Below are 14465 nucleotides of genomic sequence, written 5' to 3' on the forward strand. Positions count from 1 at the left end.
TGGTGGTGGGCGCGACCGGCGCGGCCGGCGCGTCGGCGGCGAGCTTCGCGGCGAGCCCGGTCACGGTCGGGTAGGTGAAGAGGGTGGTGGTGGACAGGGTCCGCCCGGTGACGACTTCGAGGCGGGTGCGGAGCTTGAGCGCCATGACGGAGTCCAGGCCCAGCTCGAAGAAGCCGACGTCGGGGTCCACGTCGTCGGCGTCGAACCCGAGCACCGCCGCGACCTCGTCCCGCACGCGCTCGGCCAGCTCCGCGTCGTCCGGTTCCGGGACCGGCTCGACCACGACCGGCGGCGCGACGGCGAGTGCCGGGACGGCGGGTGCAGGGACGGGGGGTGCCGGGACGGGGCGCGCGGTCTGGTCACCGGCCCAGAACCGCTTGCGCTGGAACGGGTACGTGGGCAGCGCGACCCGCGCCCGACCAGTCGCCGGCGGCGACGCCGACCGGTCGACGGCCTCGCCGCGCACGTACCGGCGCGCCTGCGCCTCCAGCCGGGCGTCACGCCCCGGCCGGGGCGGCTCGCCCTTCGCCACCGCGCGCAGCCCGTCGACCAGCTCCCGCAGGTCCTCCGCGACCACGGCCGCCCGGTGCGCGAACGACGCGCGCCCGTGCGCCAGGGTCGCGGCCACGTCGGCGAGCGCCAGGTCGGGATGCCGGCCCAGGTGGTCGGCCAACCGCACGGCCTGGTCCCGCAACGCCTGCTCGGTCCGGCCGGACAGCACGCACAGCGCGGGTCCGCCGGCGGCCGGCGGCTCCGTCGTGCCGGGCGCCTGTTCCAGGATCACGTGGGCGTTCGTCCCGCTCATCCCGAACGCCGACACGCCCATCCGCCGCGGCCGGTCCACCTCGGGCCACGGCCGCTCGGCGTCGAGCACCCGGACGCCGCCCCACTCGACGTGCGAGGAGGGCGCGTCCACGTGCAGGGTCGCCGGCAGCACCCCGGCGCGCAGCGCCAGCACCGCCTTGATCACGCCGCCGACGCCGGCGGCGGCCTGGGTGTGCCCGATGTTGGACTTGAGCGAACCCAGCCACAGCGGTGCGCGCCGGGCCCCGTAGACGGAGACGAGCGCGCGTGCCTCGATCGGGTCGCCGAGGGTGGTGCCGGTGCCGTGGCCCTCGACGGCGTCCACGTCGTCGGGGGTGAGCCCGGCCCGGTCCAGGGCGTCGAGGAGGAGGCGGCGCTGCGCCTCGGAGCTGGGCGCGGTGAGCCCGTTGCTGGCGCCGTCCTGGTTGACGGCGCTGGAGCGCAGCACCGCGAGCACCGGGTGACCGCGGCGGCGCGCGGCGGAGAGGCGTTCGAGCACGACGACACCCGCGCCCTCACCCCACCCGACGCCGTCGGCACTGTCCGAGTAGGCCTTGGACCGGCCGTCCGGCGACAGCCCGCGCACCGCGCTGAACTCGATCAGCGGGCCGGCGGTGCCGAGCACCGTCGCCCCGCCCGCCAGCGCCAGGGAGCACTCGCCCGCCCGCAGGGACTGCGCCGCCAGGTGCAGGGAGACCAACGACGAGGAGCACGCCGTGTCCACGGTCAGCGCGGGGCCGCGCAACCCGAGCGCGTAGGAGACGCGCCCGGACGCGACGCTCGCCGCCATGCCGGTCATCAGGTGTCCGTGCAGGTCCGCCGGGACCGCGCTCAGCGCCGTCCCGTAGTCCTGCACGGCGATGCCGACGAACACGCCCGTGTCGCTGCCGCGCAACGACGTCGGGTCCACGCCCGCGTGCTCCAGCGCTTCCCACGACGTCTCCAGCAGCAACCGCTGCTGCGGGTCCATGGCCAGCGCCTCGTGCGGGGAGATCCCGAAGAAGGTCGGGTCGAAACCGGCCGCGTCGCGCAGGAACCCGCCGTGCCGGGCGTAGGTGGTGCCGGGGTTGCCGGGTTCGGGGTGGTAGAGCGCCGCCACGTCCCAGCCCCGGTCGTCGGGCAGGTCGCCGACGGCGTCCCGCCGGGACCGCAGCAGGTCCCACAGGTCGTCGGGCGTCGCCACGTCGCCGGGGAAGCGGCACGCCATGCCGACGATCACCACGGGGTCGTCCTCGTGCTCCTTCGCCGCGTCCGGGGTGTCGACCGGCGCCGCCGCCGAGCCGCGGAGGTGGTCCGCGAGCGCGCGGGGCGTGGGGTGGTCGAACGCGAGGGTGGCGGGCAGGGCGAGGCCCGTGGCGGCGGTGAGCCGGGCGCGCAGGTCGAGCGCGCCGACCGAGGTGAGCCCGAGGTGGTCGAACGACGCGTCCTCGTCCAGCGCGGCCGGGGCGTGGCCGAGGATGTCGGCGAGGACTGCCCGCACGAGCGCGTCGACCGTCTCGGCGGCGGGTGCGGCGGGTGCGGCGGGTGCGGCGGGCGCCTCGACCCCGATCACGGGAACCGCCGCGGCGGGTGTCCGCCACCAGTACCGCGCCCGCCGGAACGGGTACGTCGGCAGGTCCACCCGTCGCGCGCCGCCGAACAGGCCGGTCCAGTCCACGTCCTCGCCCCGCAGGAACGCCTCGGCCGCCGCGTCGGGGCCGCCGACCCGGACCTCGCCCGCCGCGCACCGCGCCAGGCCGGCCAGCAGCGCTTCCCGGTCCCCGGCGACAACCACCGCCCGGCGCTCCAACGCCGACCGACCCACCGCGAGCGTGAACGCCACGTCGCCCAGCGCCGCCTCGGGGTGCGCCACCAGGTGCGCCCGCAGCTCCCGCGCCCGGTCGGCGAGCCCTTCGGCGTCCCGCGCGGACAGCACGAACGGCAGCGCCCCGGCGGCCGGTGACGAGGCTGCCGCCGCGGGCGGCTGCTCCAGGACCACGTGCGCGTTGGTGCCGCTGATCCCGAACGCCGACACGCCCATCCGCCGCGGCCGGTCCACCGCGGGCCACGGCGTCAGCTCGCGCGGCAGCCGCACGCCCCGCCAGTCCACGTGCGGCGAGGGCTCTCCCACGTGCAGGGTCGCGGGCAGCACCCCGGCGCGCAGCGCGTGCACCGCCTTGATCACACCGGCGACACCGGCCGCCGCCTGGGCGTGGCCGATGTTGGACTTGACCGACCCGAGCCACAGCGGTTCGCGCCGCCCGCCGAACACCGCCGCGATCGCCTGCGCCTCGACGGGGTCGCCGAGCCGCGTCCCGGTGCCGTGCGCCTCGACGGCGTCGACGTCGTCGGGGGCCAGGCCGGCCGAGGCCAGCGCGGCGCGCAGCACCTGTTCCTGCGCGCGTCCGCTGGGCGCGGTGAGGCCGTTGCTGGGGCCGTCCTGGTTGACCGCGGAGCCGCGCAGGACGGCCAGCACCGGGTAGCCGCGCTCACGCGCCACCGAGAGCCGCGCCAAGGCCACGACGCCCACGCCCTCGCCCAGGGAAGTGCCGTCCGCGCCTTCGGCGAACGCCTTGCACCGGCCGTCCGGGGCCAGTCCGCCCTGTCGGTCGAACTCCGCCATGAGGCCGGGCGTGGCCATCACGGTCGCGGCGCCCGCCAACGCCACGTCGCACTCGCCGGCCCGCAGCGACGCCGCCGCGAGGTGCATCCCCACCAGGGCGGTGGAGCAGGCCGTGCCGACGGTGACGGCGGGGCCGGTGAGGCCGAGGTGGTAGGAGATCCGACCGGAGGCGAGGCCGGTGAACCCGCCGGTCAGCGCGTAGCCGGACAGCTCGTCGGGGATGGCGTCCAGCGGCGGTCCGTAGTCGGGGTCCAGGACGCCGACGAACACACCCGTGCGCGCCGCGCGGGCCGCGTCGAGGCTGATCCCGGCGCGTTCGAGGGCTTCCCACGCGGTCTCCAGCAGCAACCGCTGCTGGGGGTCCATCGCGGTGGCCTCGCGCGGCGAGATGCCGAAGAACGCGGCGTCGAAGTCGGCCGCGTCGGCGAGGAACCCGCCCTCCCGCGCGGACAGCGTGCCCGGCGTCGGCCCGTGCGGGTCGGGCCAGCCGCGGTCGGCCGGGAGAGCACCGACCGCGTCCACGCCGTCGACCGCGAGCCGCCACAGGTCCTCGGGCGTCCGCACGCCGCCGGGGAACCGGCAGGCCAGGCCGATGATCGCGATCGGCTCGTGGCGCCGGTCGCGCAGGGCCTCGTTCTCCCGGCGGAGCACCTGGTTGTCCTTCAACGACTTGCGCAGCGCCTCGACGAGCGCGGGGTCCCGTGCGGTCACCGCGCGCCCCCGCTCATGGCCAGGGCGATCAGCTCGTCCACGTCCAGGTCGTCGATCGAGGGCTCGTCGGGCGCGGCGGGCCCGGGTGGCGGCGCCGGTGGCGCGAGGGCGTCGGCGAGGTGGTCGGCCAGCTCGCGCGCGGTGGGGTGGCTGAACAGGGCCGTGACGGGCAGCGTGACGCCCGTGGCCCGGGACAGCCGGGTCACCAGCTCGACCGTGGTCACCGAGTCGAAGCCCAGGGTGAGGAACGGCCGGGCGCCGTCCACCGCCGCCGGGTCGCCGTGGCCGAGGATCGCCGCCGCCTCACCGCGCACGAGCCCGTCGACCCACGCCCGCCGGGCCACCGGGTCGAGCATGTCCACAGCGGACTCGCGCACCGGGGCGCTCTCTCCCGGCGCCAGGCCGCGCAACAGCGGCGGCGGGATCTCCGCGCGCAGTGACGCCCGGTCGAACACGGCGGGCACGACCACTCCCCCGCCGCGCTCCAGCGCCTCGTCCAGCAGCGCCAGCGCCTGCCGCGTCGTCAGGGGCACCAGGCCGATGCGGGCGAGCCGCCGGTGGTCGGCGTCGTCGAAGTGCCGCAGCATGCCCCGCGCCTCCGCCCACGGCCCCCAGCCCAGCGACACCGCGGGCAGCCCCGCCGCGAGGCGGTCGCGCACCAGGCCGTCCAGCGCCGCGTTCGCCGCCGAGTACGCGCCCAGGCCGACGCCGCCGGTCACGGCGCTGATCGAGGAGAACGCGACGAATACCGCGTCGCGGGCCAGGTCGTGCAGGTGCAGCGCGGCCGTCACCTTCGGCTCGAACACCGCCGCCAGCCGCGCGTCGTCCCACTCGGTCAGTGGCGCGTCGGCGAACACCCCGGCGGCGTGCACGACGGCGTCCACCGGGTGGCGCAGCAGGTCCGCGACGGCCGCCCGGTCCGCCAGGTCGCACGCCACGAGCCGCACCGCCGCGCCCGCCGCGCGCAGGTCCGCCACCAGCTCGGCCGCGCCGGCCGCGGCCGGACCGCGCCTGCTGGTGAGCACCAGGTCGCGCACACCGTGGCGGCGCACCAGGTGCCGGGCGACCTGTGCGCCCAACGCGCCCGTCGCACCCGTGACCAGCACCGCCTCGCCCAGGCTGAGAGGTGGGCGGGTGGTCGGCGCGGCCGGTGCCAGCCGGGCAGCGGACACGCGTCCGCCCACCACGCGCACCTCCGGCTCACCGGAGCGCGCCGCCGCCGCGAAGTCCGGGTCGCCGTGCAGGAGCACGATCCGGCCCGGCTGCTCGGCCTGCGCGGACCGCACCAGGCCCGCCACGGCGGCATGGGCGACACCGTCGCCGGGGAGGTGCACGACCAGCGGCCCGGCGGTGTCCCGCAGCCGCGCCAGCACCACCGCCACGGCCGTGCGCGGGTCGCCGTCCGGGGCGGTCAGCGCGGTGAACGCGCCCTGGCCGCCCGGGTCCGCGACCGGTGTCCAGGCGACCTCCAGCAGCTCCGCCGGGCGGTTGGGCGCGAAGCCCTCGTCGGCGGGCGCGTCGAGCCAGAACCGCTTGCGCTGGAACGGGTAGGTCGGCACCGGCGCCGGGCGGGCGCCGCCGAACGCGCCCGACCAGTCCACCACCGCGCCGTGCGCCTCCGCGCGTGCCGACAACTCCCGCGGCCCGCTCTCCACGACCACCGCGCCCTCGACGCGCAGACCCGCGACATCGCCCACGAACAGCTCGTAGCCGTCCGCGACGAGCGCGTCCGCCCGCGCGGCGGCCTCCGCCGGGTCCAGCACCAGCACCGGCAGGTCGTCGGCGAACCCGGTGACGTCCCCTCCCCCGCGCCGCACGACGACGACGCCGTCCACCGGGCGTGCCGCGGCCCGCACGACGTTCGGCGCGGTGACGTCCCGCGCGACCGCGTCCAGCCCGGCGAGCAGCTCGTCCCGGTCCCCGGCGAGCACGACCGCCCGGTGCTCGAACCGCGCCTTCGCCGCCATCGCCGCGCCGATCTCCTCGACGGCGAGCGCGGGGTGCGCGGTCACGTGCGCGTGCAGCCGCTCGGCCTGTGCCCGCAACGCCTGCGCGGTCTTCGCGCTCAGCACGCACGGCGCCACGCCCACCGCCGTCCGGGCGACGGGCGCGGGCAGCGGCGGTTCCTCCAGCACGATGTGCGTGTTCGTGCCGCTGATCCCGAACGACGACACCCCCGCCCGCCTCGGTCGCCGGCCACGCGGCCACGGCACCGGCTCGCGCAGCAGCCGCACGTCGCCCGCCGACCAGTCCACCCGGGTCGTCGGCCGCTCCGCGTGCAGGGTGCGCGGCAGCACGCCGTGCCGCATCGCCATCACGACCTTCAGCACGCCCCCGACACCCGAGGAGATCTGCGTGTGCCCGATGTTGGACTTCAACGACCCCAGCCACAGCGGCGTGTCGCGGTCCCGGCCGTAGACCGCGATCACCGCGTTGGCCTCGATCGGGTCGCCGAGCCGCGTGCCGGTGCCGTGCGCCTCGACCACGTCCACGTCGGCGGGCGCCAGCCCGGCGTCGGCGAGGGCCTGGCGGATCACGCGTTGCTGCGCCGTGCCGTTGGGTGCGGTGAGCCCGTTGCTGGAGCCGTCGTGGTTGACCGCCGAGCCGCGGATGACGGCGTGCACCGGGTAGCCCAGGCGCAGCGCGTCGTCCAGGCGGGCCAGCGCCAGCACACCGACCGCTTCGCCCCAGCTCGTGCCGTCGGCGTCGGCGGAGAAGGACTTGGCGCGGCCGTCCGGCGCGAGGCCGCCCTGCTTGGTGAACTCGGTGTAGAGGCCCGGCGTGGTCAGCACGCTGACGCCGCCCGCGAGCGCGAGGGTGCTCTCGCCGGAGCGCAGCGACCGGCACGCCTGGTGGATCGACACCGAGGACGCCGAGCAGCCCGTGTCGATGGTCAGCGCCGGCCCCTCGAAGCCGAACACGTAGGAGATGCGGCCGGACGCCACGCTCAACGTCGTGCCGGTGAGGACCGCGCCCTGCACGTCGGCGGGCGCCTGGTGCATCCGGGGCCCGTAGTCCACGTTCATCGCGCCCACGAACACTCCCACCTGCTCGCCGCGCAACGACGCCGGGTCGATCCCGGCGTCCTCGACGGCCTCCCAGGAGGTCTCCAGCAGCAACCGCTGCTGCGGGTGCATCGCGCGGGCCTCGCGCGGCGAGATGCCGAAGAACTCGGCGTCGAAGTCCGCCGCGCCGGTGAGGAACGCGCCCTTCCCGGTGGCGCTGCGACCCGCGAGGCCCGGTGTCGGGTCCAGCAGCTGGTCCAGGTCCCAGCCGCGGTCGGTGGGCACGTCGCCGATGGCGTCCACACCGCCGTCCACCATCTCCCACAGCCCTTCGGGTGTGGTGATGCCGAGCGGGAAGCGGCACGCCATGCCGATCACCGCGATCGGCTCGCCCGCCGGGGGGCGCGCGGCGGGCTCGGCCCGGCCGAGGACCGCGCGGACCAGGTCCTGCGGCGTGGGGTGGTCGAACACGAACGTGGACGGCAGGTCCACGCCCAGCGCCGCGGTGAGCCGGTCCCGCAGCCGGTTCGCGTCGGCGGTGCGCGTGCCCAGGTCCCGCCACGTCGAACGGTCGTGGGCGCGCACGTCCGCGCCCAGCACCGCGCGGATCTCGCGGTGGACGGCCCGCAGCAGCGCGCGTTCCCCCGGCACGGGCATGGCGACTCCTGGTCCCTCGTCGGGCGGCTTCGCCAGCCAGTCAAACCCGGTGGACCCGGAACCGGGAGGTCAACTTGGTCAGGACGGGGTCAGCTCGGTCAACTCACCCGGTGCGCGGGAGGAGGGCGGGCACCGAATCCCACCGGTCGGGCGCGGCGGTGGCCCCGAGGTCGTCGAGGCGGCGCGCCAGGTCGCGCAGCCGGCGGTGCTTCACCTGGCGCCGCCGCAGCTCCGCGGCCGCCTGGCGCAGCGACACCACCACCATGTTGACCATCTGGTGGGGCTCCAGCTCGAACAGCGGCGACACCACGTCCGTCATCGCCTCGACGTCCTTGAGCCGCAGCTGGGCGCGCAGGACGTCGATGCGGATCAGCACCTCGACGGCCTGGAACCGCTGGGTCGCCGGGAGCCGCTCGACCCACTCCAGCGAACGGCCCAGCTCGCGCAACGCCCACGCGGGCTCGTCGAGGCTCAGCAGCGTGTGCCCCGCCAGGTAGGACTGCCGGTCGTGGCGGAAGCTGAACAGGCCGCCGCCGGGCGCACTGCCCTCGTCGCTCCGGTCCGCCCAGTCCTTCAGCGCGCGGCGCGCCTCGTCCGCCATGCCCGACGCCGCCCACGCCCGGGCCGCGCCCAACCGCAGCAGCACGTCCAGGCCGTCCGGCGCGGGCCACGACGCGCCGTCCACGGCGTGCTGCGCCGACTCCGCGAAGTGCCCCAGCCAGTACGCCTGCTTGGCCTGCGCCACCCGCGCCCAGCGCCGCGCCTCGTTGTCGTCGGCGAGGTCGGCCAGGTCCCACGCCGCCGACGCCTGGAGGTAGGCCGCGCCGCTGTCGCCCAGGTCGTCGGACATCCAGGCGAGCATCGTGCACAGCTTCGCGCCCAGCGACAGCAGCTCCCGCCGCTGCACCGGTTTCTGGTTGCCCCGCAGCAGCTGCGCCACGCGGTCGCGCAGCAGCGCGACCCGTTCGACGAGCGACGCGGACGGCACGTGCGAGTAGTACCCGACGATGTTGTCGAGCTCCCGGGCGAGCTGGGCCAGCGTGGCGTCGTCCGCGTTGGTCTCCGAGACCTGCTGCACGAGCTGCGCCGACGTGTGCGAGTCCCGCAGCAGCGCGCTGGCCCGTCGTTCCTCCCCCGCCGCGCGCGGCCAGATCCGCCCGAGGTCCACCGGCTCGTCGAGGTGCTGCGACAGCACCTCCGCGACGGCCTCCGGCACCCCCCGGCGGGGATAGGCGCCCTTGAGCCAGTGGTAGGGCGCCTTCGCGCTCACCGTGCCCGCGCCGCACAACCGGTTTATTTCCCGCGCGAGTCGTTCCGGTGACCAATTCAACCGGTCGAGGAAATAGGCCAACCCGCTGTCCCCCGGCGCAAGCACGAGCAACCCCCTATATCGTGGTCGACCCTCGAGAAAAAACGTTACCACGGTGCCCCGATCAATCCACCTGAATGCGAATACCTCCGGCCACCACGCATGACAGGCCGAGAAACCGCCGAACGCACCACGCCGCGCTCACCCGGATGGTCCGTTCCCGGCCGCCAGGAAGATCCGCGCGCAACGCACACCACTGCGCATTCCCGATGAACCGGGACGTCGGTCTCCGCGACCCGACTCCGACCTGTTCGCGGTCTTCCGAGTCGCGCCGCGGCATTTCGTCCCGGTAATTGCCCACGCCGGCCCGGTCGGCCCACCGCGTCTTCCTCGACCCGCACCCGGTGCTCGGCCTCACCCGGCCCGGCGCACGGTCACCTGCACGGGTGCAAGAGGTCGGCGACCACCCCGTTCCGCTTGCCGGGATTGATCGCCGCGCTCATGCTCGGTCGCGGGTCAGGGGCTCCGAGGTGACCACGGACCCCTGATCGCCCCACCGTGCCTGCGACGAACCGGTCTTCCCGACGAGGAGTGACGAGGTCCATGCCCCGTCCAGGCCCTGCCGCCCACGGTCGTCGCCACCCGGATCCCGCGCACCACCTCGTCGACCGCCGGACGCTGACCGAGCTGGAGCTCGTCCCCGGGTCCGAGGTCGAGCGGGCGGACCTGCCGGCGTCCTACGCCGCAACTCGTCCCGTCCGAACGCACGCGCGCTCATGCGGACGGCACAACGTCGACAGGGCCGTCGATCCGCCGGCGTGCGTTGCCCGGGGTGGACCGAGCCGGCGTGGCGGCGCGAAGATCCTCCGGCGTTCCGGCAGGGTGTGCCGCCATGGGAACGCTGACCTACGGCATGAACGTCTCGCTGGACGGTTACACCGTCGACGCGAACGGCGACCTCGGGTGGGGCACGCCGGACGACGAGCTGCACCAGTACTGGAACGACCGCACCGGGCAGGTCGCGCTGTCGCTGTACGGGCGCAGGCTGTACGAGCTGATGTCGGCCCACTGGCCGACCGCCGGCCAGGCGCCCGACGTGCCCCCGGTGGAGGCCGAGTACGCCCGGCGGTGGCTCGCGATGCCGAAGGTCGTCTTCTCCCGGACCCTGGACTCGGTCGAGTGGAACTCCAGGCTCGAACGAGGTGACGTGGTGGAGGCCGCCAGGAAGCTCAAGGCCGAGACCGACGGCCTCATGGAGGTGGGCGGCGCCACCCTCGCCGCGCCCCTGGTCCGAGCCGGCCTCGTGGACGAGTTCCACGTGCTCGTCACACCGGTCCTGATCGGCGGCGGCACCCCGTTCTTCCCGTCGCTCGACGCGTGGCTGAAGGTGGAACTGGTGGAGAACCGCACCTTCGGGTCGGGTGTGGTCCTCCTGCGCTACAAGACCATCCGCGACTAGCGCCTGTTCCCGCCCGGAAGCTCTCCACCCCACTCCCCCGCCCGGGAACGTCCGCGCCTTCGGCTGCTCGGGCGTCGTGGACGAGCCGTTGCGGCGGGACCGGTCGGCACAGGCGCGGTTGTCGATCTCTGGGCCTACGATCCCGTCATGATCTCCGAACCGCCCCTGCCCGCCGATCTGCGGGCGCTGTTCGTCGACGCGGCCGACGCCGGTCGGTCGCTGTCGGTTCCGCTGCCGCCGGGCCGCCCGGTCGTCCCGGAGGAGGAGGGCGGCGAGCGGCCCGCGTTCTGGCTCGGCGACGGGCCGGCGCCGGCCGGGCTGTGGCCGCGGTTGCGCGCCGAGCACGCTCGGTCCGGGCTGTGGCCGTTGCTGCTGGACTCCCTGGACGACGAGGACGAGGAGTACCGGCCGTGGGGCAACGGCGAGGTGCTGCCCGGTGACATGTCCTCGCCGGGCGAGCACGACCCGGACGCGTTGCTGGCGCACTGGTGGACCTGGAACACCGGCGAGGCCGCCGAGGACGCGCTGACACCGGCCGAACGCGCGGCCGTCACCGCACCGTTCGGGCGCACCTGGCCGGGGTTGGCGTCCGCACCGCCGGTCGGCGCGGACCCGGACCGCATCGTCGACGGCCTCGCGGAGCACCTCCTGGCGGGTCACCCGTCACTCCGCCTCGGCCTGGTCGCGGCGGAGCGCGGCGCGGACGCGGTGACCGTGGCCGGGTGGACCGGCCCGATGAACCACGTCGGCGACACCGCCGAGGTCTCCGCGGTGCTGCGCAGCTGGGAGGAGCGGTTCGGCGCGAGGGTCGTCGGCGTCGGGTTCGCCACGCTCGTGCTGAGCGTCGCCGCACCTCCCCGCACCCGCGAGAGCGCGTTGGCCATCGCCGCCGAGCACTTCGCCTTCTGCCCGGACAACGTCTGGCAGGGCCAGGCCCCCCACACGCTCGCCGCGTACGCCGACCGCCTGGTGGACGACCACTCGTGGACGTTCTGGTGGGACTGACGGCCACCGTGACCGCGGGCCGCCTTCGCTGACAGCGGGATCGCCCGACCCGGATCACCGGTCGCCCGGCAGGCGCGGGCCGGGGTGTCCGGGGACGTCGGCCACGCGGGTCAGGCCCCCGGTCGGGGTTCGCCGGTCACCGCGCTACCAGGGTGGCCGGCCCGCGCCCAGTCGAGTCAGCAGCTCGGTGGGGTCCGGGCCGGTGCGGGTGTCGGGCCAGTCCCGGACCTGCTGTTCGGCCCAGTCCGCCCACTGCCGGGTCATCTGCGCCAGCCCGACCCGGTAGGCCTGGGTCAGGCCGACGATGTGCGCCCGGTCGGGGTAGGGCTCGGCGCCGGTCGTGTAGTCGTGCGTGATCACGGCCGCGCCGGTCTGGGTCCGCTCGGCCCAGGCGCGCATCGCCTCGATCGCGCCGAGCAGGTCGTCCTTGTCCCCGAGATCGGAGAACAGGACCTTCATCATCGCGTCGAACTGGAACTGCGGTTCGGCGGCGGGGTCGGCCAGCCAGCGGCGCAGCTCCCGGCGCCCGGCCGGGGTGATCGAGTAACGGGTGCGGCGCCGCCCGCCGTTCGCCTCGGTTGCCGCCGTGGCCAGGCCGTGGGCCACCAACGCCTTGGGCTCGTTGTAGACGACGCTCTCGGCCGAGGCCCAGAACGTGCCGCTGCGCTTGAACTGCCGCGCCAGCTCGTAGGGCGTGTGCGGGCGCAGTCCGAGCAGACCGAGGATGCCGTAGGACACCGTGGTGAGCTTCTTGGTCCGACCGGCCAAACCTGCCTCCCACACCCTTGCCGAGTACTCCGTTCCGGAGTATAGACATACTCTGAAACGGAGTATCCCGCTGCGAGGTGTCCCATGTCCCAGACACCACCCGTCCCCGCCTCCGAGTCACCTTCCCCGGGCCGATCCGGCCTGATCCCGTCGACGATCACACCGGGCCCGGACGTCCGTCACCGGCCGGGATCGTCGTCGATCTCCCGAACAGCGCACAGCCGGCCTCACAGGTGCGACGTGACCGCTCATCGCCGTGCCCCTGCATGGATTCGGAGGAGCCACGTGAGTCATCCGGCCCGCAGGCGATTACCACGACTGCTCGGTGTCCTGCTCTGCCTCTTCGCAGCTGCGGGGTGCATGTCGGTCGCCGAGATGGAGAAGCTCGAGGTCCGCGTCGTGGATGCGGGCTACACCGACGTCGGGGTCGGCCACACCACCGAGATCGGCGGCTACGACACGGTGACCGTCACGGCCACCGACCCGTCGGCCACCGGCGACGGCATCGACATCGCCCGCCTCGTCTGGCACACCTACCCGGAAGAGGTGGACGAGGTCGTGGTCACCCTCAACGGCACCAGCCGATTCGCGACCAGGGAGGAGATGGCACAGGAGTTCGGCCCTCGCGGGCTCCAGCCCGACCCGGACGAAGACACCGACCTGGGCGACGTCCTGGAGTGGTTGGCCGTGGTCGTCGTGATCCTCGTCGTCCTGGTCAAGGTGCTGAGCTTCCTGGCGCGCCTCGGACGCCGCTGAGGGCTGGGCCCGCGGTGAGCGGACGACCCCGCACCCACCTCCCGCTCCGGTGAGCACCCCGACGTTCCCCCGGTCCAGCGCCTCCTCGCGCGCCGGACCGGGGAACCCGGACCGCCGGCTCGACGCGGTGGCCTACGGCTTGGCCGGGACTCCCGAGTCCGGCACCCCGGCGTAGTCGGGCAGCTCGACGCCGTCGATCGCGCGCCCGACCAGCTCCGTGAACCACTCGCCGGTGAAATCGGGGCCCGGTTCGGCGTCCGGCCCGGGGACGTCGCGGCTGCGGGCGTTCAGCCGGCCGATCTCCTGGTTGGCCTCGACGAACGACCGCATCCGCGCCTCGTAGCGGGCGAACCCGGCGGCGGGGTCCCACCCGGCGGCGGCCAGCTCACCGGCCAGCAGGTAGGCGCCGACCAGGGCCAGCCCGGTGCCCTGCCCGGACATCGGCGACGAGCTGAACGCCGCGTCCCCGAGCAGCCCCACCCGTCCGCTGGACCAGCGGTCCATCACGACCTGGGCGACCTGGTCGAGGTAGAAGTCCGGGGTGTCGTCCAGGTGGGCGAGGATGTCCTCCGTCAACCAGCCCAGGCCCGTCATCCGCTCACGCAGCAAGGCTTTCTGGGCCTCGACGTCGCGGTGGTCGACGTCGAAGTCGGCCGAGGCGAAGTAAAACATCGCCATCGCCCGGGTGGCGTCCTGGATGGGGCGCAGGAGGGCTGAGCGCCCGGACGCCTGGTCCTGGTGCTCGAGCAGCCAGCGGTCCAGCCCGAACTCGTTGGGCACGCTGTAGAACGCCAGCACGTGCCCGAGGTGGCGGAGGAACCGCTCGTGCGGCCCGAAGACCATCGCCCGCAGCGACGAGTGCAGCCCGTCGGCCCCGACCACCAGGTCGAAGCGCCGCCGCCCGCCGCCCGCGAAGACCACGTCGACCCCGTCCGCGTCCTGGGCGAGTCCGGCGATCCGGTCGCCGAAGACGTACTCGACGCCGTCACGGGTGTCGTCGTAGAGCACCCGGGACAGGTCCCCGCGCAGGATCTCGATGTCCGCGATGAACCCGTCGCCACCGTAGTCGTCGACGCTGAAGGTCTCCAGCACCCGCCCGTCCGCGTCCACGGTGTGCGCCCCGGCGGTGTCGGTGCACGCCGCGCGCACCGCCGCGTCCAACCCCATGCGCCCGATGACCTCCTTGGCCACCCCGCGCGCGTCCACCGCCTGCCCACCGGGCCTCAGCTCGGGCGCCCGCTCCACCACGGTCACCTCGGCCCCCCGCCGACGCAACCAGTGCGCCAACGCCGGCCCCGCGATGCTCGCCCCCGCCACCAACACCCTGATCCCGCCCACCGCGCCCCCCGTCGACCTGTCCAGCACTCGGACCGGATCCTACGGCGACCC

7 protein-coding genes and 1 pseudogene are annotated in these 14465 nt (G+C 75.1%); 3 read left to right on the top strand and 5 right to left on the bottom strand.

All coding sequences use genetic code 11. From position 1 onward, the window contains the following. Window positions 1-58 precede the first annotated feature (58 nt). From IOD16_RS19170 to IOD16_RS19180, 3 genes and pseudogenes are all read right to left on the bottom strand, one after another. A pseudogene (locus IOD16_RS19170) lies at window positions 59-4015 on the bottom strand (beta-ketoacyl synthase N-terminal-like domain-containing protein); the annotation flags it as partial. Between the two features lie 98 nt (window positions 4016-4113). Beyond that, window positions 4114-7773 (bottom strand): type I polyketide synthase, encoded by a 3660-nt coding sequence (locus IOD16_RS19175; protein ID WP_442978126.1) that lies wholly within the window; start codon window positions 7771-7773, stop codon window positions 4114-4116. A gap of 109 nt (window positions 7774-7882) precedes the next feature. Further along, entirely contained in the window at window positions 7883-9160 is a 1278-nt protein-coding gene (locus IOD16_RS19180) for a hypothetical protein (protein ID WP_201435506.1), read from the bottom strand. A gap of 820 nt (window positions 9161-9980) precedes the next feature. Here IOD16_RS19180 and IOD16_RS19185 point away from each other — a divergent pair. Next, window positions 9981-10547 (top strand): dihydrofolate reductase family protein, encoded by a 567-nt coding sequence (locus IOD16_RS19185; RefSeq protein ID WP_201435507.1) that lies wholly within the window; start codon window positions 9981-9983, stop codon window positions 10545-10547. Between the two features lie 147 nt (window positions 10548-10694). Further along, the gene (locus tag IOD16_RS19190; protein WP_201435508.1) at window positions 10695-11552 is read left to right on the top strand and encodes a DUF4253 domain-containing protein; all 858 of its coding nucleotides are present in this window, start codon (window positions 10695-10697) and stop codon (window positions 11550-11552) included. A gap of 144 nt (window positions 11553-11696) precedes the next feature. On the opposite strand, the gene IOD16_RS19195 is transcribed toward IOD16_RS19190, so the two are convergent. Next, window positions 11697-12320, bottom strand: a complete 624-nt coding sequence (locus IOD16_RS19195; RefSeq protein ID WP_201435509.1) for a PadR family transcriptional regulator — start codon at window positions 12318-12320, stop codon at window positions 11697-11699. 360 nt (window positions 12321-12680) lie between these two features. Between IOD16_RS19195 and IOD16_RS19200 the strand changes: the two genes are divergently transcribed. Continuing rightward, entirely contained in the window at window positions 12681-13076 is a 396-nt protein-coding gene (locus IOD16_RS19200; protein ID WP_201435510.1) for a hypothetical protein, read from the top strand. A 132-nt stretch (window positions 13077-13208) separates the two neighbouring features. Here the strand turns inward: IOD16_RS19200 and IOD16_RS19205 are convergent, their stop codons facing one another. Further along, window positions 13209-14414, bottom strand: coding sequence for an FAD-dependent monooxygenase (locus IOD16_RS19205; protein ID WP_201441446.1), 1206 nt, complete (start codon window positions 14412-14414; stop codon window positions 13209-13211). Window positions 14415-14465: the final 51 nt, after the last annotated feature.

This window comes from Saccharothrix sp. 6-C, from assembly GCF_016695385.1.
GTDB lineage: Bacteria > Actinomycetota > Actinomycetes > Mycobacteriales > Pseudonocardiaceae > Actinosynnema > Actinosynnema texasense.